The sequence below is a fragment of the Arthrobacter sp. Z5-13 genome (assembly GCF_056499105.1).
Map to the genome: position 1 here is coordinate 4,042,233 of NZ_CP096460.1, position 24,876 is coordinate 4,067,108.

Consider the following 24,876-nt stretch of genomic DNA (forward strand, 5'->3'; position numbering starts at 1 on the left):
GGACTGAAGATCAGCCTGCGAAGGCGGCCAGCGGATTCTTCAGACGGCCCGCCATCTGGAGCCCGCCTGACGGATCAGAGATATCGAGCATCTGCTGGTTGTTCCGCAACTGAAGGCGGTTCAGGCAGGAGAGCTCAAAGTCCTCGGCAAAGAGGTCATGCCTGCAGAACTGATCCGAGAGTTCGGGATGCTGCGCCTGGTAATCGCGAATGGCCTCGGCCGCTGTCCGCCAGAATGTCTCCTGGCTCATCACCGCATCTTCCTCCAAAAGAGCGGTGAGGAAGCGGAAGATGCAGTCGAACACGTCAGTGAAGATTGCAAGGACCTTCTCGCCGTCGGGGATGTCAGCCTTGACCCTGCTGACTTCCTCCGGCAGTTCCAGCCTCTCCCCCATCACCACGATCTCCTCGGCGATGTCCTTCATGATCGCGCGCACCGGCACCCCGTTCTCGAGCACCAGAATGACGTTTTCGCCATGTGGCATGAACGCAAGTTCGTAGCGGAAGAGGCAGTGGACCAGAGGGATGAGATATGCCTCAAAGTAGCGGCGCATCCAGTCCGAAGGGGCAAGCCCGGACCGCGCAATGAGGGCTGAAACGAAAGGTTTGCCTGAACTGTCCACGTGCAGCAGTGATGCCATGGTGGTTAGCTGCTGGCCGTCCTGGAGCAACGGAAGCGGACTTTCCCTCCACAGCGCCGAGAGCATCTTCCGGTAGGGCGAGCCCTTGGCAGATGCGGCCTCGTAGTAGCCATTGTGGTAGCCCATGGCCGCCACTTCCTTGATCATGGCCAGCCCGCGCGACTGGAGCGCCTCGTCGCCGTCGATCAGTTCCTGCAACCAGTCATTGATGGCAGGGGTGGCCTTCATGTAATAGGGCGAGAGTCCCCTCATGAAGCCCATGTTCAGCACGGAGATGGCCGTTTTGACGTAGCATTTTTCTGGCTCGCTTGTGTTAAAAAACGTCCTGATGGATTGCTGGGCCTGATAGGCATCCGCCCCGATCCCCAGGTGCACAATGTGCTGTTGTGCGATTTCGGCGGCGAAAGTGACGGTCAGTTTGTTTTCCCACTGCCAAGGATGCACCGGCATTAGGAAGTAGTCAGACGGATCGAGGCCCTGGCTTCGGAGCTCGGCATCGAAAAAGGCGGCATCGCTGCCCAGTTCCGCCTCGAGGTGTCCGCGGTAGTCCAGTCCTTCACTGGACGTGAAAACCGCTTTGGTTCTATGCACCGCGATCCAGTCGAGTTGGACAGGCGCTCCCGTCTCGGGCGCAAACGCACGGAAATCCGCAATGCCGAAGCCCAGGCGGCCGTTGTTGGCCACGAAGCACGGGTGCCCCTCCGTCATGCTGCGCTCAATGGTCTGGAAGTCGATACTCGGATCAGCTCCCCCAGTGACTCCAACAGCAAGCTCGGCCGACGACGGCTGCCCCATCCACTGCTTGAAAGCATGGCTGGCAAGCGTGCTGCTGATTTCCTCCAGATATACGGGGAGCATCTCTTCCCGGATGGCCAGGGTGTCCCGGAATTCGGTGATGAAGGTCAAGGCATCAACGGTTGCTTCTGCACCGTTCCGAGTGCAGGCGATGGTGGCGGCGTCGATTGACCAGTGATCCAGTTCCAACCGCCGGGCCGCGAACGTGTACTCGGCCAGGCCGTCGTCGCTGACGAGGCGGTAGGAGTCCGCCATCCCCTCGCCTTTTGCGTCGGTCCCCGTGGCAGGGCTGACCTTCTCGGGAGACAAAATCCTCTCGTGTGAGAATTCGGCGAGCGCCTTGCGTACCAGGTGGCGGTTGGCCTTTGCCCACAGTTCCGGTTTTAGGTGGGCAGCAGAATGTCCTGCCGCCACCACGGATTCGAGTGCAATGGTGCTCATAAGGTGGCTCCCTGGAGGTCGTGTTCGATGAGGTCGCGGGCAACATGGAAGTCGGCGCGGGTGCAGAAGCTCAGCAGCGCCTGCTTGTCCGGAAGGTCCACCACACCTGCAGGCTGGAATCCCAGCCGTTCATTGAGTGCATGGATCTTGGTGTTTCGGGCATCCGGCTCAACAACCACACGCTCGATGCCAGGCTTCTGGAACAGGTGCTCCAGTACGGCCGTCATGACCGCGGTGGTGTAGCCGGACCGAGGCTGTTCCGGGGGCGGCGCCACCAGGAGGTGCATCCCGATATCACCGGACTGCACAGCGTAAACGGCTGCAAGGGGTGATGAGTCCGGCTGGTATTCCTCCATGAGGAAGGCCGGCTCAGCGCCGTCGAGCCCCAGAAGCGCATGGTGATGGCCGCTCGACTGGATTCTGGAGTATTCCTCTACAACGTCGTCGAGGCCGGCTGTCAGCATTCCCCAGAATGAGGCGTAGGGCTTGGTGACCCAGCTGTGAAGCAATGGCGCGTCGTGGACAGCATCGAGGCAACGGAATGTGAAACTCATCCGCGGACCGCCAATGCGTCCGGCAAACCAGCCGCGCTCTCAGCTGAGGGTCCCTGTCCTGATATGTCCTGCCCCGGCGCACCGAACTGCTGGAAGGAGATGCTCCTCTCCACCGGATACACCTCGGTGCCGGTCATCTCCCGCAAAATGCAGGAGTTTCGGTATGCGGCCATGCCAAGGTCAGGGGTCACAAACCCGTGCGTGTGCAGTTCCGCGTTCTGGACAAAGATCTCAGAGGGTTCGACGCCGGTGCTGTAGTTGCGGTTCACGGCGAACCGGCCGCGGGAATCACGTTCAATGCGGTCCTGGATGCCGGCGAGGAACCCGGGTTCCCGGTAGCTGTAGCCGGTGGCAAGAACCACCGCGTCGGTCTCCAGCGTGTAGTCCTGGCCCTGCTCCTCGTGCCGCAACTGCAGGGTGTGGGATGCGGCGGAGGCGTCCCACGAGGCCGCGGTGAGGGCGGAGTGGGTCAGCAGCCTCGTGTCCACCAGCCCGGACAGGCTCTTGGTGTAGAGGAGGTCATAGATGGCGTCGATGAGTTCGGAGTTGATGCCTTTGTACAGGTTCTTCTGGCTCTTGATCAGCCCGTCCCGCTGCGCCTCCGGGAGCTCATGGAAGTAGTCCACGTATTCCGGGGACGTCATCTCCAGCGTGAGCTTGGTGTATTCGAGCGGGAAGAACCGCCCGGACCTGGTGACCCAGTTGAGCTGGTAACCGTAGACGTCGATCTCCTGCAGCAGCTCATAGTAGATCTCTGCCGCACTCTGCCCGCTGCCGACGATGGTGATGCTGGCCTTGGACTGCAGCTCACTTTTCCTCGACAGGTAGTCGGCGTTGTGGAGGACAAGTCCGCCGGCATCAATCACGCCAGTACAGGAGTCCGGCACATAAGGTGACGTCCCCGTCCCCAGCACCAGCCGCCGCGCCCGGAGCACCTCGGGCCCGTCCGGACCGTTCACCGACAGTGTGTACACGCCGTCGTCGTACTTGATCTCCCGGACGTCGGTGCCGAAGCGTACTGACTCGAGCTGCCCTGCAACCCATTGGCAGTACTGGTTGTACTCCGCGCGCAGCGGATAGAAGTTTTCCCGGATGTAGAAGCGGTAAAGCCTCCCGGTCTGCTTCAGGAAGTTCAGGAAGGAATACTGCGACGTCGGATCGGCCAGCGTCACCAGATCTGCCATGAATGGCACCTGCAGGTGGGCGGGCTCGAGCATCATGCCCGGATGCCAGTCGAAGGACTCCCTTCGCTCGAGGAATACAGCGTCGAGCCCGTCAACAGGCTCGCTCAGGGCTGCCAGCCCCAGGTTGAACGGCCCGACGCCGATCCCGGCGAAATCGTAGACGCGTGCTGCGGAATTGCTGCGGTTCACTTCGCTGGCTGTTGCCGTGTTCATGCGCGCACCCCGGCAGTCGAAGGATCCGAGTGGGCAGCGAGCACATCGGGCAGCAGGTTTTCACCGGTGGTCCGGAGCAGGGCGATGATCTCCGCGATGTCCTCAAGAGTGGCCTCGGCGTTGAGAAGGGTGAACTTCAGATAATGCCTGCCGGCTACCGTTGTGCCGGCCACAACAGCCTTGCCCGATGCGAACACTGCTGAACGGATAGCCGGGTTGAGGACGTCGGCCACCCCTTCCTGGACTCGCGAACCATCGGCGTTGTGTGGCCGGTAGCGGAATACAAGGGTGCTGAGCTGCGGCTTGGCGGCCAGTTCAAAGTCCTGATCCTCCGCCAGTACCTCGCCCACCCGGGCAGCAAGATCGATCGCCTCGTCAAAGAGCGCACCAACGGCGTCTGCGCCCATTATCCGCAGGGTGAGCCACAGCTTGAGGGCGTCGAACCGACGGGTGGTCTGGATGCTCTTATCAACCTGGTTCGGAATTTCGGCGCGTGCGGCGCTTTCCGGGTTGAGGTAATCGGCGTAGTAGGTCACATGGCCCAGCATGGAGGACTCACGAAGCAGCAGCGCGCTGGAACTCACGGGCTGGAAGAACGTTTTGTGGAAGTCAACGGTGACTGAATCGGCGAGGCCGGTTCCCTCCAAAAGGTGGCGGTAAGCCCCCGAAACCATCAGTCCGCCACCGTAGGCAGCGTCAATGTGGAACCAGGCTCCATAAGCCCGGGCCAGCGCCGCCAGGTCAGCCAAGGGATCCACAGCGCCAAAGTCCGTTGTCCCGGCAGTGGCCACAACAGCCATGGGGACCAGTCCGGCGTCGTGCGATTCCGCCAACGCCGAGGCCAGGGCGGCTGGGTCCATGCGGTGGTCAGAATCGCAGGGAACGGAGACGACGGCGTCGTACCCGAGGCCAAGCATGGAAGCTGACTTGCGGATACTGAAGTGGCTGTCTGCCGACGTGAAAATTCGCATCTTGTCCAGCAGAGCAGGAAGGCGCAGGGCTGCTGTTCCGTCACACTCGCCGTTCCTGCGAAGCTCTGCTGCTGCATGGTTACGGGCGATCAGAAGCGCCTGGAAGTTCGACTGGCTGCCGCCGGAGGTGAATATTCCGTCCGCTGCAGGTCCCAGCTGCAACCGTTCGGCGGCCCAGTCGATGAGGCGCCGTTCGATCATGGTGGCCCCTGCACTTTGGTCCCACGTATCCATGGAAGAATTCACCGCCGACAGAATGGCTTCGCCTACCAGCGCCGGAATCACGACCGGGCAATTTAGGTGGGCGGCGTATTTGGCGTCGTGGAAGTAGATGGCGTCCCTCAGGTACAGCGTCTCCAGCTCTTCAAGGGCGGCAGCGGTATCCGGGAGAGGTTGCTCCAGGTTTACGCCGTCCACCCTCAGTTTCAACTCGCCGGGCTGGACACCGGTGAAGGGCCGGGTGGTGCGGTCCAGCTTGGTGGCGACGGCGTTAACACCCTGCAGGACCTGGGCCACGTACCGGGGCGAATTGCGGGCGTTGAAGAGCTGATTGGTGGCTGAAAGCGCCAGCTCGACGCGGGAACCAAAGTCCTGAGCGGGCTTGGCCGGAACGTCGGCAGGCATTTCATCCAGAGGGGACGGCAACGTCACGTGGGCTTCCTTTGATCGCAGTGTGGGGTTGCAGAGCAAGGTAAGCCTTACTTAGGTTCGCCTTTACGTCAAACTCATGTGATGTAATTCATTTCACACTCGGGAATGCAGGTACTTTAGCCGTCATTGACTTTTCTGCCGGGCAAAATCAGGGCAGAATTCCGCTTCCGGCACCGCAGGCCAGAGGGATTCGGTGTGAGACCTGCGACATCACACCCACTCTGCCGGGCAGGGAGGTTAGGGTTAATAACTCATGACGGAGGGAAACCGCTTGTTGATTGTACTGACAGGAATTGACGGCTCAGGAAAGACCACCGCCGCCCAAGCCCTGGCTCGGGATCAAGGAGCACTGCTGCTGAGCAATTACGCTGGGCGGCGCCGGATGTCGCTGCTGGCAGACGGATGTGGGGTCCGCTTCCATGGACGCCTTGCTGACTTGATTGAAACCACTATCCGGACGTTAAATGTGCTGGTTTCCCATGCACGGGCCCACAACCATCCTGGCCTGGTAGTCATGGACCGGCACCTGTATTGCCAGCTCGCGTTGCGCCAGGCAAAAGGTCTTCCCCGTGGCCGCTTTTTGCCTTATCTCCTGCGCATACTCCCGACACCGGACATGGTGGTCCATCTTGTTGTTGATCCGGGGCAGGCACTCCAGAGAGTCCTGGCGCGCGCCACTGACACGGAGTCGCTCGAGGAGTTGGGCGGGCTTGATGCCGCCTACCGCTCACTGCCGGAATACGAGGACTTCCTTGAACTCGATGCCAGCGGGACCCCTGATGAGGTGCTGGCAGGGCTGTCACAACTGCTTGAAGCACACTCAGCGCGGCCTGTTACTGCAGCAAGCCTGCTCTAGCTGCCAAGTGTGTCCTGGGACGCGTTCCGCTTGCACATCAGCGTCCACTTGTTGCCGGAATCCAGCTTGGCGTAGGAAAACTCATCGAGGGCCACTTTGGCCAGTGCGAGTCCCCTGCCTGAAGAGGAGATGTTGTCGAGGGAAGACAGATCCTGGGCAGGCGGGGCTGCGGAAAGATCTATCCCGGCAGGTTTCGCATTGTCATGGAACTCCGCATACAGGCGCTCAGGGGAGCATTCCAGTTCCAACCGAAACCGGATGGGATCCGAAGCCGCCGGCCTGGAATGTTCGATGATATTGGAAGCCACCTCGATGAGCGCCGTTTCAAAACGGATGCGCTCCATCAGCTCGATTCCGGCCTCACTCTCCCACACCTGGTCAAGCAGTTCGTGAACAAGTTCCAAGCTCTCCGGCACCCCGTCGGCACGAAGGCTGAACCGGCTCATCAATAAGCTTCTTCCACGGAAGCCACCGGCTGAAGGACCCTGTTGAGGTTTGTCATCTCGAGCACAGCAGTGATCTGCGGCGTGGGGTTGGCAAGCCGGAGGTCACCTCCTGCCTGCCTTGATTTCTTCAGGCCGGTAATGAGAGCGCCAAGCCCTGAAGAATCGATGAAGTCAGTGCCCGCGAGGTCCACCACTAACCTCACGGTGCCCCCATTGATCAGTGCCTCGATGTTTGCCCCAAGATGCGGCGCAGAGACCATGTTGAGCCGACCGATGGGCCGGATGACGCCAACACCGTTGGCCAGTGTGTCATTGATGAACTCGATCATGGGCGAACCTCTTTCTTCTCGTGTCCTGCATGCCCTTCGCTGCCGGCCTTCTTACTGTTCTCAGCCAACCACGCCTCATAGCCCGGGTAACGCACCGCCTCGATCACCACGCTGAGAATCAAGAGATCAAAAGCAATCCAGAGGCAATTGACCAGCGTTCCCACTGTGTCCGCCCCGCCGAGCAACATCCGCACAATTCCCACCACCACGGCCAGAACCAGCACGGCCATCGCGATCAGCTGCGGCTTGATCAGATACCAGGGCAAGCTGGTCCGCTTCTGCAGAGTCTTTGGCGTCACCCGGAAATCCAGGTCCCGGCCAAGATACACATTCCCGAACGCAGACGTCACAGACTTGATCCAGGTTGGGAACATGGCCAGCGAATACTGCTGCCCCCGCCACGTCTTGATTCCCCTGCCCACCACATGGAACAAGAGCTGGTTAACGATCAGGAAAGGCAGCAGCCGCACGAAGAACTCACTGCTGAGCGCGTTCACGGGGAGGATTCCCAGGGTCAGGAAGATGACCGGCGAAGCCAGGTAAATCACGGCCGCGAACCCGGACAAGTACGTCCACATGGTTCCCAGGTACATGATCCGTTGAGCGGGGCTCAGGCCCTTCTGCAGCAACGGGTTTTCACGAAACATGACCTGCGCTGTTCCCTGCGCCCAGCGAAGCCTCTGCGTAAGCATGGAATCGAGGTCCTCGGGCGCCAGTCCGTCGGCGAGTTTCTCGTGGTGGTAAGCGGATTGCCAGCCGAGGGCGTGAAGCCTCATGCACGTAGCCATATCCTCGGTCACGGAGATGGTAGCGATGGGCATCACGGCTTGCGCCTCACCATCCTTTTCGGCATTGACAGAGTCAATGAGCACGCGGACAGTTTCGATCGCACCCAGCGGGGACCAGTCACGTTGGGAGAAGCGGTCCAGCGCCGCGTTATCCACGACGGCGAGGGAACCGTCAACGTGCACGGTCCGGGCCAGTCCCTCGATAGAACTGAGTTCGGCATTGAGGGCCTCAAAATCATGGGCCACCAGCTCACGGGCGAGTGCGTCCACCCTGCGCTGGAAGCGGTAGGTGACATCGGCGATGCCCTGCCCCTCTCGCAGTTCCCGCTTCACGCCCTGCAGATCAACCGCCACCGTGGTGAGCGCTGCCGCAAGCCGTTCCTGGCCGGGGCCAAGCTCCCGCCGCGCTTTAGCCACCACTTTTCCTGCTGTTTTGAGTGCCTTGTTGAGCGAGAGTTCAACTTCGGAAACGTATCTCATGACACCCAACTGCATCAGTGCTTCCCTGCGGATGATGGCGTTGGAGCCGCAGAAGAACGCGGCATTCCAGCCGTCTTTGCCTTGCTGGATGGGGCCGTAGAAGAGAGGGGCCTGGCTGCCGAGCGGATCATGGGGAGGCACGTTGGTGAACACCTGGGGTGTCTGGACCAGGGCCATGCGGCGATCGTTGAAATAGCCCAAAGTCTGGTGGAGAATCCTCGGATCGGGAATCTGGTCCGCATCCAGAATGAGCATGAACTCGCCGTCAGTAGACAACAGAGCATTGTTGAGGTTGCCCGCTTTCGCATGGCGTGGACGGTTGGCCCAGTCCTCAGACCGCGTGATCCAACCGATCCCTTCAGCAGCGGCGATCCTCCGCAGCTCCGGGCGGTTCCCGTCGTCGAGAATCCATGTCGTGTGCGGATAATCAATATTCTTGGCAGCCCTGGCCGTGGTCATAACGAGGTCCAGCGGCTCGTTATAAGTGGTGATGAAAACGTCCACTGTCAGCCCGTCAGGCGGTGCAGCCGGCTTGTCCCGCTCCCGGAACTTCCACATCGTAAGGCCAAACAGCAGGGAATCCAGCAGGGAGTACGTCTCGGCCATTACCAGGGGAACCGCAATCCACCACGCCTCCCAGTTAAGGGAATCCATCCAGCGCCAGAGGATGTAGTTAAGCCCAAGGATGGCTGTTGAAAGGACCACAACCCGTATGGCGAACAGGCGAAGGTTCACGCCATTCTCCTGACCGCCACGGCCGTCACATCGTCCAGGGGAGTGCCTGCTGATGCCAGAACGGCTATGGTGTCAACCAGCTTTTGCGGATCCTGGTTGGCCGCCATCAGCTGGGCGATCCCTTCGAAAGAGGTGGAGGTACCGCCAAAGAGGTCAAAAAGCCCGTCGGAGAAAATCAACATGGTTTCACCAGGGCCAAGCGTGAAGGCCGACTGGCTCCATCTTCCTTCCGGATCAATTCCCAGCGGCAAGCCGTCTCCCGAGACGCGCCGGAAGGATCCGTCAGGGGCAGTCACCACGCAGAATCCGTGGCCGGCATCCGCAAAGTCCACCCGTCCGGTGCTCTGTTCCAAGTGGACCAGGAAGACGGTGACAAACATGTCCGCCCGGGCAAGGTCGGGGTTGAGGATCCGCCCCAGGTTGGACATGATGCGCCCCAGCTGAAAACGGCCATCAGCGTCCCGGCGGGTCAGTTCTGCCGCTGTTCTGAGGCCGGAGCGCGTTGTGGCGCTCATAATGGCAGCAGCCGTGCCTTTACCCATGACGTCGGCTAGTCCAATGGCCGTTCCGTAATCGGTCCGGAGCCAGTCGTAGTAGTCACCGCCAATATGGAACGACGGCGAACTGGTTGCCGCCATTGCATAGCCGGCCATCCTGGGTACTTGAACAGGGAGCAGTGCCCGCTGGACTTCCCTCGCCCGTTCCATGTCCGAGGTTTGCAGGAGTTCAGCCTGCGCCCAGGCCGCAAGCCCCGAGAAGGCGGCCTCCTGTTCAGGAGTAAAAACCCTGGGCACTACGTCGTAGACGCAAAACGATCCCACTACCTGCCCATTGCGGTCCAGGAGCGGCTGGCCGGCATAAAAACGGAGGTTGGCTTCGCCTGCAACATCCGGGAGGCTCCTGAAGCGGGGATCACGGATTGCGTCCGTAACAACGAGGCGTTCACGGGTTTGCCCTGTCACTGCGCAGAAGGCCTCCCGCAAAGGCACTTCCCGGCGAGCGAAGCCGTCCACCGACTTGAACCATGCGGTATCCCCGTCGAAGATGGCCAGGGTGGAAACCGGAGCAGCAAGCATCATGCGGGCCATCCTGGTGATGCGGTCAAACCGCTCTTCCGGTGGCGTGCCCACAATGTCCAGCCGGGCTACAGCCCTTGCCTGCCGGTTGGCGGCGTCTTCGGGCGGGAGTCCCCACTGCCCACTTGGGTTGTCCTCAATCTTCTGGCTCTTCACGGCCAGGCCCCCCTGCATTGATCCCTTCCCGGACTGCTTTCCGAAGGTTCGGTTCCTGGCTGAGACCGTGGAACCGCACCGGCAATCCGGGTGAGACCACCCTATCTGTCACAGCGTCAAAATGGGGAGAACTATCTGGATTTCGGGCCGGGTCTCCATCCGGCCCCTAGCCCAGCGCCAACTCGTCTTGCGGCGGCGCGTCTGAGCCCTCTGCATGCCGGTGCTGCAGCTCATCTGCAGCAAAGTCATACCAAGTGTGGGCACCGAAGAGCGGCTTCCGGGTGTCCAGGTGCCGGTATAGGGCGTCAGTCAGCTCGGCGAGGTTTTCGTCGGACATCGCGGCAACCGTGGATACGGGATCCAGAGTGCCCTCCAAGTAGAAGGAGAGGTCCACTCCCCCTTCCGACGCAGGCATTCCATCGCCGGCGTGCGAGCTTCCAGCAATCGATCCAAGATCCCCTACCCCGGCTGACAACATATTGTCGCTGCCAAGTCCGGAAAGAATTTCGCCACCGAGTCCCGCCATCCGCTCCCCGGCCTCCCCCGCATGGACAAGGCAAACGGGAAGCTCTGCGGGCTCCTTAAGCGTCAGATGGAAGGGATAGGGAGGGGGCAGGGTGTCATCCCCGTCTGTCCCATCCGTGGCTGCGGCTTCCCTGCCTTCGATGTGCCGCAGGTACTCCAGCACTTCGAGGTCCACATGGGTGGTCTGGGTCAGGTCTACCTGGAGGGATGCACCGCTGGCGAGCCGTTGGGAACGGCGCATAATGTGCAACAGAACCGGATAGTTTGACCGTGTAAGGCAACCGGCCGTAAGGAGGGTTACGCGCCCGGGTTCAACATCAACGCGAACTGTGACACGCAGTTTGTGGTTCAAGGGTTTCTCCACCGATACGTCAAGAGAATATCCAGGAGCCAACTTCTTAACTCCCTTACACCCTATGAGGCCGGGATTGCGGGCCACAAGTCAGGGCCCGATTCTTACGGTGCATTTCGGGGAGCGGAACTAGAATTGGCACATGGACGACATGGCAGTTGATACCTCAGTGGCTGAACGTCTTCAGGACCTCGTAATAGACAGCCCGGACGTCGGCAGCTTCCTCGCCGAACTGTGTGAATTGTCGGCCGCCTCGCTCTCCGAGGCCATGGGCCTGGAGGTCACTTGCGCCGTCACCCTGCAAAGGCGCCACCGGACCACCACTGCGGGCTGGAGCAGCGAGGCATCCCGCGCCTGCGATGAGATCCAGCATAATTTCGGCGAGGGGCCGTGCCTCCAGGCGATGAATACCGGGACCACCGTGCTGGTACGGGACACTCGGACTGATATGCGCTGGCCCGAGTATGCAGCCGCGATCTCAGCACTGGGACAGTTCAGCGTACTCGGAGTCCCGCTGGCGCTGGATGAGGGCGCAGCTGCCGCTCTCAATGTTTTCGCGCCAGTGCCGGAAGCCTTCGATGCCACGGCCATCGGCCTCGCGGAGACCTTTGCCCGTCATGCCGAAAAGTCGCTAAGGCTTGCGGTGCGGATCGGGGCGCGTCAGCAGTTGGCTGATGATCTGCGCGCGGCAATGGAGTCGCGGACAGCGATCGACCTCGCTGCCGGGATCATCATGGCGCAGAATCGTTGTTCACAGGAGGAGGCCCTGAGGATCCTGGCAAAGGCATCGAGCGGGCGCAATAAGAAGCTCAGGCTCGTGGCCGAGGAACTGGTGAAGAGCGTTGCCGCCTCTGCGCCGTCGACGCATTTCATGCCCTAGGCCAAAGGCTGCCTACCCAGCGCCTGCGGGCGTCTCCGGCCAGTCAATAAAGAGTTCGTAGGCCTCGTGCTTCCTCAGGTAACCGGCGATGAAGGGGTCGTGCGGAATGATCCGTTTTCCAGAGGCCAAGACGTCATCCAGGGCGAAGTGTGCCAGAACCTTGGAGTGTCCTTTTCCTTTAAACTCCTCAGCTGTTTCCGTCTGGATGAAGTCGATATGTCCGGGGCGGTCGATGAACCGCAACTGAACCGCGAGCTTACTGCCCACCCGCAGCTCGTAGCGGTGGAGGGCGTCATTGCGAAGGGTTGAAACGTCCGGGCTGAACGTGTCCTCGGTGGATACCATGTTCTCCGTCATGATTCGACATTGGCACTAAACGGCGGCGGTGGCAATGCCGCTTCCGAGCCGCCAGCGACGCTCTCCGCAGGCAATCTGGCGGGAACGCGGCCCAGAAGGAGCGCAGCCAAGGTAAAACATGCCGCTCCCCCGCCGAGAAGTCCCAAAGTCAGGCCGTTAAAGGCGGCATCAGTCACGGGGATAAAGACGACGACGGCTGCGGTCGCCACAGCAGCGGCGTGCCGGCGGCGGGTGTGGACGGACGCCGTCGGACGATCCTCCAACCGCCCAAAAAGCGCCAGCACGGGAAGCAGGAGCGTGATCAATCCCAGTAGCACCACCGAACGGGACCACCACCACTCAGCCGTGCCGCCTGCAGGTTTGGGGAAGTCAGTCAGGAGCCACAATCCTGACATTGCGGCAAGAAGGGGCAGGTGCCACAGGTAGACGGTCATGGAACGGCGGCCCGCAACCGCGAGGACCTTCTGCACCCACATTAGGGAAGCCACAGAAGTGAGCCCTGGCCTGAAGAGCTCAAGAGTGGCGGCCTGGGAAATGCCCAGCAGCAGCAGGGTCAGGTTGGGCGGGTTCAGGTTCACCAGCATGTTCCCCGGGTACAGGCCCAACCCGGTCAGAACAGCCAGGAGAAGGTTACTCAGAGCAATAAGCGCCACCAATGCTGTGCGGCTCAGCTTCCTGACATGGCCGTCGGCAATCACGAATCCCAATTGCTGCACCGCGCACCAGAGGAAAACCATGTTGGCGTACGCCAGAAGCGGCAGGACGCCGCGGAAGCAATCAACGGCCACCACCAGCGCCGCGAGCCCGCCGAGCGTAAGCCACGCGGAGCGCTCATGCAGCCTGGCCAGGACGGGGATGCTCAATTGCGCTGCGAGGTAGGCTGCCAGGAACCACAGTGGCATTCCCGCCCCTGAGGCAAGAAGCTGGATCACCTGTGGATGCACGCCGAGCAACAGTGCGGCCCAGAGGCCCGTAAACATAACCGCGAGCAAGGCGGCGGCGGGACGGATAAGGCGCAGCAGCCGCGCCTGGGCGAATTCGACGCCGGTTCCGCCCCGGTTGCGCAGCCTTCGCCACGACTGGAGTCCGGTGATTCCCCCGGCCACGAAAAAGAGCGGCATGACCATAAAGATCCAGATCACGGGCTCGAACCAGTCCTGGTTGCCCAAGGTGTTTTCCGACGTCACCGTTCCATCAGAATGAAGGACGGGGCTGACCATCATGGTGTGGCTAACCACCACCAGCAACAGGCAGAAGAAGCGGGCAAGGTCGATCACCAGGTCCCGTGGCGGCGTGTCCCCCCGATCCACGACCTGCGGCTTCCCCGCTGGAAGGCCCATTGCGTTCCCCTATGAACACGGGTTCAGAACCCGACTGCTTACTCTCATTCTCCGCCCGTGGCCGCGTTAAGTGCCAGCAACGCCACGCCAGCCCTCTGCCGTTACTGTTTCACCCTCAGGCTTAGGCCGTCAGCAGGGCCAGAATTCCCAGCCCGACAGCGAGCAGAGGGGTGGCGCCTTGTGTTGTGGCCGCGCGGAGGAACTTTCGCCCGCTCAGGGCCAGCACCACGGCGGCCAGCAGCATGGACCCGCAACTGCCGAAAATCAGGGTCCAGCCCACAACGGGCTGGCCGAGGGCAACTGCCGCGATGCCTACGAAGGCACCGATGGCCAGGAAGAGATTGTAGAAACCCTGGTTGTAGGCGAGAGACCTGGTGGTTTCGGCATCAGCCTGGGAGGAGATGCTGAAGCGCTTCCAGGTTGCAGGCCGGGTTCACGTGAGGGATTCCATGGTGAAGATGTAGACGTGGAGGAGCGCTGCGATGGTCGCGAAGATAAGGGAGGCCAGGATCATTTAGCTGATCCTAGCCCCCCTTTCTTACTTGATTGTTCGCATTGGAGTCCTACGGCCCGCTGGAGGCCTGATTAACGTACGTCCTCGAGGCCCGGGTAAGCCCCGCCTAGGCCTAGCTGGACCCGGCTCCGTCCGATACTCTGCAGAGACGGCCCGGCCGGCCCGGGTATCGACGAGGATCACGAGGAGCTACGTTGCCTAACCACACCTATAGCATTTCTGAAATTGTCGGAACATCCACAGAAGGCGTCGATGATGCCGTCCGCAACGGCCTCGCTGAGGCCGCCAAGACCCTTCGCAACATGGACTGGTTTGAGGTCAAAGAAATCAGGGGCCATCTGGAAAACGGGGCCGTTGCCGATTGGCAAGTGACTATGAAGCTCGGATTCCGCTTGGAGCGCTAGGCAGCTCCCGGTATTCACCGGCCACAAAACCAGCCCCCGCGGAGCAATTCACAGACTGCGGGGGCTGCTGTGACCAGATAACCCGGTATCGTCCCTGGATCCACTTCCCAAACAACGGAAACCCCAAAAGAGGGCGAGCAAGCACGGTAGAACCGGTTGTGGGGTTGAGTCCTGTTCGTCAAGGCGAAAGAACTTCAATGCTGCGGTCGTTGCCCGTATGTATTGTCACGACGACGCCGCTTGACCAGTCCGCCATTCCGGCCTCGACTTCGGACTTCAGCGCGCTGAGGCGCTCATCGTCGGGCACATACTCTTTGGTCGTCGAGAAGTCGATTCGGCACCATGGCATCATGCCGCCGTCGCCCCAAGCGCTGTTTATGGATGGCGCGGACCCGATGGACTTCTCGATGACCGGGGAGAGCTCGTTCGCAAGATCGTCGCATTCGCCGGACGCGAAGTAGTCGCCCATACAGCCAGCTAGCAGTGGGGTCAGCAACAGAAGCAGCCCAGCTGACACGAACCCGCGTTTCATGCTCCGACCATAACAGTCACGGCTCCTACCGAAAAAGCTCCAGGACGCGCGGGCGCCCACCCTCACGGTGCACAGCAGCTGTTCGTGATCTCGGTAGTCACACGGGACGGCGAGGTGCTCTCAACCGGAGATGCTGTGGAGTTCTCCATCCAGAGCATCTCCAAAGTCGGCGTCACAGTGTCTACGGCTGTGAGGGAAACTTTGGAGTTCTGGCCTGGAATTGGCATGCTCATCCTCTCGGCCGGCAGCGGGACAGGTCTCGTCGTCCTGGTTGGCAGCATGATCCAGCCCATACGATGCCCGTTCGGCCCGCGGCGAGCCTTAGCGTTCAATTTCCCGCCGTTACTACTCACGCCCCATTGCAGGGGTTCACTTGATCTTGTTCAGCTGTCCTTCGCCTTCGGACTCATTCCGTTTCGGCCCGGAGCTGCGGGCGAGCAACCAAATCGGCAACCAAACGGCAGCGTTCCATTCAACGCCAGCAGGGAGGAGGCCAGCGTGAGCCAGTCTTAACACAGACATCGCATTTGCGAGTCCAACTTTCCGGGACCAATTCACAGACTGCGGGGGCTGCTTGGTTAACTGGACTGAGTCAGGTTCTCCTGGAGCAAGGTCCTGTGAGCGACGGCGGCATCCGCATGCAAGGCACGGCCGGCGTCAGTAAGTTCAAGGAACAGTGACCGCCTGTCATCCTCGCACGACTGCCGGGTTATCAAACCGGCTTTCTGAAGGCGGTCAACCACCTTGGACAACGCACTTTGGGTCATGGGGGTTCGCTGCCCCAACTGCTTCATACGGCAGGCATCGGCATTTTCCGCCACGAGGTCCAGGATCTCGAACTCATTGAGCCCGATGTTGAACCTCGCCTCAAGCTCGCGGTCGATGGCTCCGGCAGTGCGGAAGTAGGCGCTCTGTATGCTGCGCCATTGCTCCACCAGCTCACGATCCTGCGCCATTTCCATGACGCCATTCTAGTAGATCCACTTAATAATGTCCACGTCATAATATTCCTTGTCATTAGATGACGCGTCATATAGATTGACGGTTATGACTTCACTTTCCACTCTTGAGAGATCAGCTGGAGAACAGCACGCACCCGTCCGCTGGAACCGTGCCCAATGGATGCTGCTTCTGGTTCTCTGCACCGTTCTTGCACTCGATGGCCTTGACGTCTCCATGGTGGGTGTCGCGTTGCCCTCAATCGGTCAGGAACTCAACCTTGGCACCGACTCGCTCCAGTGGATCGTGTCCGCGTATGTGCTCGGCTACGGAAGTCTCCTGCTCCTGGGCGGACGGCTGGCCGATCTGCTGGGCCGCCGTCGTATCTTCCTAATTGCCCTCACGGTCTTCGCCGCAGCCTCACTGCTGGGCGGACTCGTGGATGACCCCACCCTCCTGATCGCTACCCGCTTTATCAAGGGACTCGCTGCCGCGTTCACTGCGCCTACCGGCTTTTCCATCATCACCACTAACTTCGCCGAAGGACGTGAACGTAACCGCGCGCTGTCCATCTTCTCGACGTTCGGCGCCAGCGGTTTCTCCCTGGGCTTGGTGGTGGGCGGTCTCATGACTACCATGAGCTGGCGCTGGACCTTCCTGGTCTCGGTACCCATCGCCATCGCCGTCGTTCTTCTGGGCCTCAAATTCATCCCGAAGGACAACCCGGCGGATCAGGAACAGGACAGCGGCCACGATATCTGGGGCGCCGTGACCCTGGCTTTGGGCATGCTGGGCCTCGTGTACACCCTGGTTTCAGCACCGGAGCGGGGATGGGGATCTGTGGCAACTATCGCCGGGTTCGCAATCTCCGCCGCAATACTGACAGCCTTCGCCGTGATCGAAAAGAGAGTTGCCCATCCCCTTATCCGCTTCAGCATTCTGAAGGAAGGATGGGTGGCCCGCGCCAACTTGAGTGCTGTGGGCCTCTTTGGCTCCTACCTCAGCTTCCAGTTCATCGTGACCATGTTCCTGCAGTCGGTCCTCGGCTGGAGCCCCCTGAGCATGGCACTGGCGCTTCTGCCTGCCGGACTGCTGGTGGTGGCTACGGCACCGTTTGCTGACAAATTCATTGACCGGTTCGGGGCTCCGCGGCTGATTGTGGTTGGCCTGGCTGCACTGACCCTGGGCTACATCCTGTTCCTGCGGGTCGGAACTACGCCGAACTACGCGATAGACATCCTTCCCTCCATCCTTCTGCTCGGCGTAGGCTTTGCCCTGGCATTTCCCTCCATCAACGTCCAGGCGACGGCGGGCATCCGCAACTCCGAGCAAGGGCTGGCTGCCGGACTGATTCAGACCAGTACACAGGTTGGTGCAGCACTGGTACTCGCAGTCACCACAGCCGTCATCAGCGGCCACGGGGCCCAGACGCAATCCACTGCTGCCGAGATGCTGGCCCAGTACCGCCCGGGCCTGATCCTGAGTGGTGTTGTGGCCATCGCCGCCCTCGCCATCGCGGCGGCCCCGGCACGGCGGTCAAAGGTGCTGGCGACGGTCGGATAGCCGGTCTCGCTCCAGTCATCGGACTGAAGGCGGACGGGAAAGAGGACCGGGCCCCGCAAACGTGTGCAACTGGCAGATTTGCGGGCCCGATCCTGCTGACATCAAGGCTGAAAATGCTTAGGCTCGATAAAGAGCGGAAGCGAAAACGCTTTCTCAGACCGCCCTCGATCGGAAAGAGCCAACAGTGTCAGATTTTCCAAAGAGCCCGCAGACCCGCGAAATCCCAGTTGGCCGCGTCCCGGACATCGCCCTGAATAACGCAATCAAGGTCCCGCAACTTGGGTTTGGGGTGTTCCAGATCCCGCCGGAAGAGACGCAACGCGTGGTCGAGGATGCCCTGGAAGCGGGGTACCGCCACATTGATACGGCTGCTGCCTACCGCAACGAGGCCGGCGTGGGTGCCGCGATAGCATCCTCCGGACTCCCGCGGGAAGAACTCTTTGTTACCACGAAGCTTCGCAACGGGGAGCAGGGGAAAGCCCTCGAAGCCTTCCATAACAGCCTTCGGGCACTTGGCTTGGATTACGTGGACCTTTACCTGATCCACTGGCCCGTTCCTTCCCAAGGGCTCTTCGTCAACGCGTGGCAGGCCATGGAGAAGATCTATGCCAACAACCAGGCGCGGGCCATCGGCATCTCCAACTTCCTTTCCGAGCATGTGGACACCCTCCTTGCCCAGGCCGAGGTTGTTCCCGCCATCAACCAGATAGAACTCCACCCCACCTACCAGCAGCGGGATCTGGCGGCCAAGTGCCGCTCTTTGGGGATTGCCGTCGAGGCCTACAGCCCGCTGGGCCAGGGTGCGGATCTTGAGGCGTCAGTGGTAGGGAAACTGGCCACCAGTCACGGGGCTACTCCAGCCCAGATCGTCCTTGCCTGGCATCTCGCCCAAGGCACCATCGTCATTCCAAAATCCGCGGACTCGGCAAGGATGAGGGAGAACCTGGCTGCCACATCCATCCAGCTCAAGCAGGCGGAAATGGAATCCATTGCCGCCTTGGAGTCCGGAGCACGCATCGGGTCCGATCCCGCCGTCGCGGCCTTTACGCAAATGTAGGCCAGCGACACTCCTCCGCCGGTCTCTCTCCGATCTCCTCCACATCCACCCAAAGGAACTGACAATGCAGTACACACATCTTGGCCGCTCAGGCCTGAAAGTCTCGCGCCTGTGCCTGGGAACCATGAACTTCGGACCGCAGACCGAAGAAGGCGATTCCCACGCCATCATGGACTCCGCGCTTGACTCCGGCATCAATTTCTTCGACACGGCGAACGTCTACGGAGGGGCTGAGCACCGCGGCTGGACGGAGGAGATCATCGGCCGCTGGTTCGCCAAGGGCGCCGAGCGGCGTGAAAGGACGGTTCTGGCCACCAAGCTCTACGGCACCATGACCGACCGCCCCAACGAATCGAGGCTGTCCGCCCTCAATATCCGCCGGGCCCTAGACGCGAGCCTCAAGCGGCTCCAGACCGACTACATCGATATTTACCAGTTCCATCACATCGATCGGGACACTCCGTGGGACGAGATCTGGCAGGCTATGGAGGTGGCAGTCCAGCAGGGCAAGATCCTGTATGCCGGCAGCAGCAATTTCGCCGGGTGGCACATTGCCCAGGCACAGGAAGCCGCTGCCCGCCGCAACTACACCGGACTTGTCAGCGAACAATCCATCTACAACCTCCTGACACGCGCGGTGGAACTGGAAGTCATTCCCGCCGCACAGCAATACGGGCTGGGACTGATCCCCTGGTCTCCGCTTCAGGGCGGTCCGCTCGGTGGCGTTCTCAAGAAGGAGAACGACGGCGTTCGACGCACCCAGGGCCGCGCAGCCGAGGCCTTGGCAAAACACCGGGACAAGATCCAGCAGTATGAGGACCTTGCTGACGATCTTGGCCTCGAACCAGGTAACGTGGCCCTCGCGTGGCTCCTGCATCAGCCGGTGGTGACGGCCCCGATCGTCGGCCCACGCACCCAGCAGCAGCTCGACGCCGCCCTCCGGGCTTTGGACGTGAAGCTGGATGCCGATGCACTCAAGCGGCTCGACGACATTTTTCCGGGGCACCGGACTGCCCCGGAGGATTACGCCTGGTAGCTCAGGAAAGTAATCGCCCAGCGATGACTCAAGCTGCCGCAAACCACTCTGCATTTACCGGCTTCCGTGAAAAGATAGCGCGATGAAGATCACCAGGCAGACTGTTGTGTTCGACACTGCAGACCTGAGAACGAAAGCGACTTCTGGGCGCGACTGCTCTGCGGCACGGTGGAGGCAGATGACGATTGGCACACTGTCTTCGTTGACGGGGAACCGCGAGTGGCCTTTCAGCTCGCGCCGAACCACATCCGGCCCGAGTGGCCGGATGGGACACAACAGCAGATTCATCTGGATCTGTATGTGGATGACGTTGCCGCCGCCCATGTTGAAGCTATCTCGTTGGGCGCCAAGCTGCTGAAGCCAGCGGATGATTTGGAAGCGGTAGAGGGCTTCCAGGTGTACGCGGATCCCTCGGGTCACCCCTTCTGTCTCTGCTGGGGCTGATACGGCAGAACCCTTGACGCACAGCCTGGGCCCCATTACGGTACTGGGGAAGCGTTTTCCCATTCCGTAATTGAAAGGATTCACTGATGAATCCGAGCAAAATATCCAAACGGTATTTGTCTGTCCTTGCCGCCGCGAGCGCCTTGGCCTTGGGATGCTCCGGCGTCCCGGCGAACGCCGTCGAATCTTCCGGACGTGATACTTCCGGAGTGCACCTGGACTACCTGGATCGCGGCCTGGTGGCTGCAGGCACTTCCGAAGGAGTCTTCCTCAGCTGGCGGCTTCTGGGCCACGAGGCAAGTAGCGCATCCGCCACCGGCCTGACTGGCACGGACTTCGCCGTGTACCGGGACGGCCAAAAAATCGCCACCGTCACGGACAGCACCAACTTCCTTGATCCAGCAGGTAAACCCGCCTCAAAATACTCGGTTGCAGCCATCAGCGCAGGCCAGGAAGTGGACCGCAGCGAGGACGTCACGTCGTGGGCCGGCAACTTCAGGGACCTGCCATTGAAGAAGCCTGCGGACGGGCTTACACCCAAGGGCGACAGTTACACATACTCCGCCAACGACATGAGCGTGGGTGACGTCGATGGTGACGGCCAGTACGAGTACGTCGTCAAGTGGGACCCCTCCAATTCCAAGGACGTCTCACAGGTGGGCTACACAGGGCCAACCTACGTGGACACCTACACCGCCGACGGAACATTGCTCCACCGGATCAATCTCGGCGTCAATATCCGCTCCGGCGCGCACTACACGCAGCTGCTGGTAAATGATTTTGATGGCGACGGCCGCTCCGAGATGATGTTCAAAACCGCTCCGGGTACCAAGACTGTCGCGTACGCCCCAGACGGGGCGGCCAGTGGCGAGCAGTTCATTTCCCTCCCGAAGGCGGACCAAGAGGCCGGCTACTCGCATGCCGACGACTATCGCATGAGTGCCGGGGACTACTACAAGCACATGGTTGAAACGTTCCAGAAGTGGACTCAACACCCCGAAGTGAAGGCGGGAAACTGGCCGGCGACGCTGGAGGAAGCTTTCGGGATCGCCCCCAAGTACCAGTACCCGCTGTCGCAGCAGGATGCCGAGGCCCTGACCGACTACTTCATGGACGTGTATGCTCCATCGCGCAGCGCCCGCAACAACTTGCGGGCCTTTGAAGGTTTTATTGTCTCCGGCCCGGAATACTTGACGGTTTTTGACGGCGCCAGCGGTAAGGAACTGCAGACAGTGCCGTACAAACCTGAACGCCACGACGACGGCCTGATGTGGGGCGACTACGCCATGGCCCGCATTGAGCCGGGCAACAGGGTGGACCGTTTCCTCGCCGGTGTGGCCTATCTCGACGGCAAGAAGCCGGCAGCTGTCTTTGCCCGCGGCTATTACACCCGTACCACCCTGGCCAGCTACACCTGGGACGGCCGGAAGCTCAGCGAGGTGTGGAACATTGACAGCGGCTGGACTCCTATGACCAACCCTTTCAACGACTCCCCTCACGGTCGCGACGGCACCGATCCGGAATACGGCAAGCTGACCACGCAGGGTTTCCACTCCCTCAGCGCCTCCGACGTGGATGGGGATGGCAAACAGGAAATCGTCTACGGCTCCGCGACAATCGATGACGACGGCTCAGTGCTGTACAGCTCCTTCGACCAGCTCCCGCCCGGAAGTGCAGCGCCCGGAGAGCAGGCACGGCTTGGCCACGGTGACGCAATGCACGTCACTGACATCGATCCGGACAGGCCCGGCAAGGAAATCTTCACTGTGCACGAAGGCGCCACTTGGGCGCCCTATGGCTATGCGATGCGTGATGCCGCCACCGGTGAGGTGCTGTTCGGAGCCTACTCCGGAAAAGACACTGGACGTGGAATGATCGGCGACGTCGACCCCGCCGTCCGGGGCATCGAAAACTGGGCCATCGGAATGCAGTCGGCCGACGGCGACAAGCTGTCGCCTGCCGCCACGCCAGGCACCAACATGAGCATCAAGTGGGCTGCAGACATGACCACCCAGATCATCAACGGCTCGGGCGATCAAACCCCCTCAATTGTGGACTGGAAGCGCGGGACTCTGCTCACCGCCATCGGCACCCGCACCAACAACGGAACCAAGGGTACGCCGTCCCTCGTGGCGGACGTTGTGGGTGACTGGCGCGAGGAAATGCTGGTCCGCACGGCCGACAGTTCAGCCATTCGGATGTATCTGAGCACCGAGGTAACCCAGCACAAGCTCTACACGCTGATGCACGATGCTCAGTACCGGGCGGAGGTGGCCCGGCAGAACACCACCTACAACCAGCCCTCCTACACCGGGTTCTATTTCGCGTCCGATATGGAGTTCACCACGGTACCCCTGCCGTCACTGTGGACTCCGGGCAGCATCGCTGCCCTGCAGTCGAGGCTGGACGGGCTCATTGAATCCCGCGAAGTCAGCGGGCCGGTTGCCAAGCAGCTCTCGGCCATTCTCAAACCTGCCGTGGGGGCTGTGGAACGCGGCGACGAAGGGCAGTCAGTGCCCGCAATTGAAAGATTCCTGGCCTTCCTGGAGCAGCAGAAACAGGCTGATCAGGTATCGGACAGCGCCCGCGCAACGCTGGTGCATCACGCATCATCAATCCTGAAGATGCTGGGCGGATAGCAAGCCACGTTTGTGTGCACACCCCCGGTTCCAGGAACGAACCGGGGGTGTGCAAAAACGATCCGATAGGAAAGACTGCTCAGATGTCACTTTCACCCCTGATTGAGCTCAATGATGGATTCAAGATCCCACAGCTGGGCCTCGGCACCTGGCCGCTTAATGACCTGGAGGTGGCCGACGCCGTCGTGTCCGCGGTGGAAGCCGGCTACCGGCACATTGACACTGCTGTGAAGTATGGCAACGAAGCGGGAGTGGGTGAAGGCATCCGCAGAAGCGGAATCGACCGCTCCGAGCTATACGTGACCACAAAACTCGACGGCGAATTCCAAGGACAGGAGCGTGCCGTCGAGGGATTGGATGGTTCGCTGAAGCGGTTGGGCCTGGACTATGTGGATCTTCTCCTTATTCACTGGCCACTCCCCCGACGCGGGGAGTTCATCTCTACCTGGAAGACGTTTGAGAGGCTTCAGGCGCAGGGAAAAGTCCGCTCCATCGGAGTCTCCAATTTCAAGCCTGCCCATCTTGATGTCCTCCTCAGCCAAACAACAGTTGTTCCTGCCGTTAACCAGCTTCAAATCAGCCCGGCGGTCCCAAGAAGCTTTGAGCGGTCCTACAACGCCAGGAAGGGAATCCAGGCCGTCGCGTACAGCCCGCTGGGCGCCGGCACCGAGCTCCTGCACGCCCCTGTGCTGGGACGTATTTCCGAGAAGTACGGCAAAACCCCGGGACAGGTGGTGCTCCGGTGGCACGTTCAGCAAGGGCTTGTGCCCATCCCGAAATCAGCCAATCCCGAGCGTATCCGCGAGAATTTCGACGTATTCGATTTCGAACTGGACGACCAGGATTTCGAGGCTATTGCCACCCTGGATGCCGGCCCCGACGCAGGCGTGGACTCCGATATCCAAGGCCACTAAGGCGGCCCTGACTGGCAAAAAAATACTAAGCATGATTACTATTGGGGAGAAGGATGAAGCGCACCCGGCAACCCGGGTGCCTCCTCAAGAAGAAGAAGGAACGATAAAAAAATGGGTTTTTTCGCATTTCTGATTCTGGGCCTTATTGCCGGCGCCATCGCTAAGGCAGTCCTCCCCGGCCGGCAGGGTGGTGGCATCTTCATCACGCTGCTGCTCGGTGTGGTTGGGGCCATCCTCGGCGGCTGGATCGGTGGAATGATCTTCGGCACCGGCCTCCAGGAGTTCTTCTCCTTGCAGACGTGGCTGCTGGCCATCGGCGGTGCGCTTATCGTACTGCTGGTCTACGGCATGATCACCAAGCGCTCGCACCGCTAATCACGGTGCGGCCTGAAACCGGCTCCAGGAACCATCCTGGGGCCGGTTTTCTCGCTAAGGCTCAGCGTGGCTGATGGCAGCCTTCGCTGGGGCCAAGTACAAAAAACCTTCTCACAGAGCAGGAGTACATCATGAAGAAAAAGCTTCTATTCGGAACGGGGATGGCCGCAGGGTACGTTCTCGGTTCTCGCTCAGGACGCGCCGCCTACGAAAAAATCAAGGCGCGGGCGGCAAGTATCTGGGACAGCAAACCAGTCCAGGATAAAGTTTCCGCAGCCACTGAGGTGGTCAAGGAGAAGGCACCCGAGGTTACTGATCAGTTGACCGAGGCGGCCCGGCGCGCGGGCACAGTCATTAGTTCCGCCATGCACCGGGACGGAAAATCCGGCGAACCGGACGGACACCGGTCCGACGCCGAAGCGGTGGCCGAAACCAGCATCCCGGCTCACAGCACCCACCCGGAAACCGCGAACCTGGGCACCTCCAGCGATGAGGGTCCGGCTGTGGATCCCGGCAAGAACATTTAGCACCTTCACCGGGCACCGGCGTCACGATCACGGATCCGGCCACTAAAAGTTTGTCAGCATGGGCACTGCGGCCAGTCGGATATCCCCCGACTGGCCGCACCCCGTTGACGTTGCTTTGTGATGCGGATAGAGTTCTCGCGTTATACGAATAACCAACTATCAC

The 24,876-nt window shown here is 60.8% G+C and carries 25 protein-coding genes and 1 pseudogene; 11 read left to right on the forward strand and 15 right to left on the reverse strand.

What is annotated here, in order from left to right:
• Positions 1 to 10 precede the first annotated feature (10 nt).
• Genes M1E02_RS18855 through M1E02_RS18870 form a run of 4 tightly spaced genes read right to left on the reverse strand, consistent with a single transcriptional unit; the run spans position 11 to position 5,422 of the window.
• A complete protein-coding gene (locus M1E02_RS18855) occupies positions 11 to 1,876 on the reverse strand; it encodes an IucA/IucC family protein (protein ID WP_479375710.1) in 1,866 nt (621 codons plus the stop codon).
• Positions 1,873 to 2,430, reverse strand: coding sequence for a GNAT family N-acetyltransferase (locus M1E02_RS18860; protein ID WP_479375711.1), 558 nt, complete (start codon positions 2,428 to 2,430; stop codon positions 1,873 to 1,875). The genes M1E02_RS18855 and M1E02_RS18860 overlap by 4 nt, the downstream gene beginning before the upstream one ends.
• On the reverse strand, positions 2,427 to 3,827 hold the full coding sequence (locus M1E02_RS18865) for a lysine N(6)-hydroxylase/L-ornithine N(5)-oxygenase family protein (RefSeq protein ID WP_479375712.1): 1,401 nt from the start codon (positions 3,825 to 3,827) through the stop codon (positions 2,427 to 2,429). The genes M1E02_RS18860 and M1E02_RS18865 overlap by 4 nt, the downstream gene beginning before the upstream one ends.
• Positions 3,824 to 5,422 (reverse strand): pyridoxal phosphate-dependent decarboxylase family protein, encoded by a 1,599-nt coding sequence (locus M1E02_RS18870; RefSeq protein WP_479378219.1) that lies wholly within the window; start codon positions 5,420 to 5,422, stop codon positions 3,824 to 3,826. Before M1E02_RS18870 ends, M1E02_RS18865 begins: the two co-directional genes overlap by 4 nt.
• A 298-nt stretch (positions 5,423 to 5,720) precedes the next feature.
• On the opposite strand from M1E02_RS18870, the gene M1E02_RS18875 reads away from it, so the two are divergent.
• Entirely contained in the window at positions 5,721 to 6,305 is a 585-nt protein-coding gene (locus tag M1E02_RS18875; protein WP_479375713.1) for a dTMP kinase, read from the forward strand.
• Here the strand turns inward: M1E02_RS18875 and M1E02_RS18880 are convergent.
• The 5 genes from M1E02_RS18880 to M1E02_RS18900 all read right to left on the reverse strand — a co-directional run bounded on the left by M1E02_RS18880 (position 6,302) and on the right by M1E02_RS18900 (position 11,081).
• Positions 6,302 to 6,751, reverse strand: a complete 450-nt coding sequence (locus tag M1E02_RS18880) for an ATP-binding protein (RefSeq protein ID WP_479375714.1) — start codon at positions 6,749 to 6,751, stop codon at positions 6,302 to 6,304. The two genes, M1E02_RS18875 and M1E02_RS18880, sit on opposite strands and share 4 nt — an antisense overlap.
• Positions 6,751 to 7,080 carry an STAS domain-containing protein gene (locus tag M1E02_RS18885; RefSeq protein WP_247043422.1) on the reverse strand — a complete coding sequence of 110 codons (330 nt, stop codon included), beginning with the start codon at positions 7,078 to 7,080 and terminating at the stop codon, positions 6,751 to 6,753. The genes M1E02_RS18880 and M1E02_RS18885 overlap by 1 nt, the downstream gene beginning before the upstream one ends.
• Entirely contained in the window at positions 7,077 to 9,083 is a 2,007-nt protein-coding gene (locus tag M1E02_RS18890) for a glycosyltransferase family 2 protein (protein ID WP_479375715.1), read from the reverse strand. Before M1E02_RS18890 ends, M1E02_RS18885 begins: the two co-directional genes overlap by 4 nt.
• Positions 9,080 to 10,315, reverse strand: coding sequence for a PP2C family protein-serine/threonine phosphatase (locus M1E02_RS18895; RefSeq protein ID WP_479375716.1), 1,236 nt, complete (start codon positions 10,313 to 10,315; stop codon positions 9,080 to 9,082). Before M1E02_RS18895 ends, M1E02_RS18890 begins: the two co-directional genes overlap by 4 nt.
• A gap of 166 nt (positions 10,316 to 10,481) precedes the next feature.
• Complete coding sequence (locus tag M1E02_RS18900; protein WP_479375717.1) at positions 10,482 to 11,081, reverse strand: hypothetical protein; 600 nt, start codon at positions 11,079 to 11,081, stop codon at positions 10,482 to 10,484.
• Positions 11,082 to 11,334: 253 nt separating this feature from the next.
• Between M1E02_RS18900 and M1E02_RS18905 the strand changes: the two genes are divergently transcribed.
• Positions 11,335 to 12,072, forward strand: coding sequence for a GAF and ANTAR domain-containing protein (locus M1E02_RS18905; protein WP_479375718.1), 738 nt, complete (start codon positions 11,335 to 11,337; stop codon positions 12,070 to 12,072).
• A gap of 12 nt (positions 12,073 to 12,084) precedes the next feature.
• On the opposite strand, the gene M1E02_RS18910 is transcribed toward M1E02_RS18905, so the two are convergent.
• From M1E02_RS18910 to M1E02_RS18920, 3 genes and pseudogenes are all read right to left on the reverse strand, one after another.
• Positions 12,085 to 12,429, reverse strand: a complete 345-nt coding sequence (locus M1E02_RS18910) for a GNAT family N-acetyltransferase (protein WP_479375719.1) — start codon at positions 12,427 to 12,429, stop codon at positions 12,085 to 12,087.
• Complete coding sequence (locus M1E02_RS18915; protein ID WP_479375720.1) at positions 12,426 to 13,769, reverse strand: acyltransferase family protein; 1,344 nt, start codon at positions 13,767 to 13,769, stop codon at positions 12,426 to 12,428. The genes M1E02_RS18910 and M1E02_RS18915 overlap by 4 nt, the downstream gene beginning before the upstream one ends.
• 121 nt (positions 13,770 to 13,890) lie before the next feature.
• Positions 13,891 to 14,283: pseudogene (locus M1E02_RS18920) on the reverse strand (DUF1304 domain-containing protein).
• A 194-nt stretch (positions 14,284 to 14,477) separates the two neighbouring features.
• On the opposite strand from M1E02_RS18920, the gene M1E02_RS18925 reads away from it, so the two are divergent.
• Entirely contained in the window at positions 14,478 to 14,687 is a 210-nt protein-coding gene (locus tag M1E02_RS18925) for a dodecin (protein ID WP_479375721.1), read from the forward strand.
• 178 nt (positions 14,688 to 14,865) lie between these two features.
• On the opposite strand, the gene M1E02_RS18930 is transcribed toward M1E02_RS18925, so the two are convergent.
• The 3 genes from M1E02_RS18930 to M1E02_RS18940 form a co-directional block, all read right to left on the reverse strand.
• Positions 14,866 to 15,156, reverse strand: a complete 291-nt coding sequence (locus M1E02_RS18930) for a hypothetical protein (protein ID WP_479375722.1) — start codon at positions 15,154 to 15,156, stop codon at positions 14,866 to 14,868.
• A gap of 125 nt (positions 15,157 to 15,281) precedes the next feature.
• Complete coding sequence (locus M1E02_RS18935) at positions 15,282 to 15,446, reverse strand: hypothetical protein (protein WP_479375723.1); 165 nt, start codon at positions 15,444 to 15,446, stop codon at positions 15,282 to 15,284.
• A 351-nt stretch (positions 15,447 to 15,797) separates the two neighbouring features.
• Complete coding sequence (locus M1E02_RS18940) at positions 15,798 to 16,181, reverse strand: MarR family winged helix-turn-helix transcriptional regulator (RefSeq protein WP_479375724.1); 384 nt, start codon at positions 16,179 to 16,181, stop codon at positions 15,798 to 15,800.
• An 85-nt stretch (positions 16,182 to 16,266) separates the two neighbouring features.
• Between M1E02_RS18940 and M1E02_RS18945 the strand changes: the two genes are divergently transcribed.
• From M1E02_RS18945 to M1E02_RS18980, 8 genes are all read left to right on the forward strand, one after another.
• Positions 16,267 to 17,721, forward strand: a complete 1,455-nt coding sequence (locus tag M1E02_RS18945; RefSeq protein WP_479375725.1) for an MFS transporter — start codon at positions 16,267 to 16,269, stop codon at positions 17,719 to 17,721.
• A gap of 184 nt (positions 17,722 to 17,905) precedes the next feature.
• Positions 17,906 to 18,778: an aldo/keto reductase gene (locus M1E02_RS18950; protein ID WP_479375726.1), complete on the forward strand. Its 873-nt coding sequence runs from the start codon at positions 17,906 to 17,908 to the stop codon at positions 18,776 to 18,778.
• Between the two features lie 64 nt (positions 18,779 to 18,842).
• Positions 18,843 to 19,814 (forward strand): aldo/keto reductase, encoded by a 972-nt coding sequence (locus M1E02_RS18955; RefSeq protein WP_479375727.1) that lies wholly within the window; start codon positions 18,843 to 18,845, stop codon positions 19,812 to 19,814.
• A 168-nt stretch (positions 19,815 to 19,982) separates the two neighbouring features.
• Positions 19,983 to 20,258: a VOC family protein gene (locus M1E02_RS18960; protein ID WP_479375728.1), complete on the forward strand. Its 276-nt coding sequence runs from the start codon at positions 19,983 to 19,985 to the stop codon at positions 20,256 to 20,258.
• 86 nt (positions 20,259 to 20,344) lie between these two features.
• Complete coding sequence (locus M1E02_RS18965; protein ID WP_479375729.1) at positions 20,345 to 22,897, forward strand: rhamnogalacturonan lyase; 2,553 nt, start codon at positions 20,345 to 20,347, stop codon at positions 22,895 to 22,897.
• A gap of 83 nt (positions 22,898 to 22,980) precedes the next feature.
• The gene (locus M1E02_RS18970; RefSeq protein ID WP_479375730.1) at positions 22,981 to 23,811 is read left to right on the forward strand and encodes an aldo/keto reductase; all 831 of its coding nucleotides are present in this window, start codon (positions 22,981 to 22,983) and stop codon (positions 23,809 to 23,811) included.
• A gap of 111 nt (positions 23,812 to 23,922) precedes the next feature.
• Positions 23,923 to 24,186 carry a GlsB/YeaQ/YmgE family stress response membrane protein gene (locus M1E02_RS18975; protein WP_309105793.1) on the forward strand — a complete coding sequence of 88 codons (264 nt, stop codon included), beginning with the start codon at positions 23,923 to 23,925 and terminating at the stop codon, positions 24,184 to 24,186.
• A 131-nt stretch (positions 24,187 to 24,317) separates the two neighbouring features.
• On the forward strand, positions 24,318 to 24,713 hold the full coding sequence (locus M1E02_RS18980; RefSeq protein ID WP_479375731.1) for a YtxH domain-containing protein: 396 nt from the start codon (positions 24,318 to 24,320) through the stop codon (positions 24,711 to 24,713).
• The last annotated feature ends 163 nt before the right edge of the window (positions 24,714 to 24,876 follow it).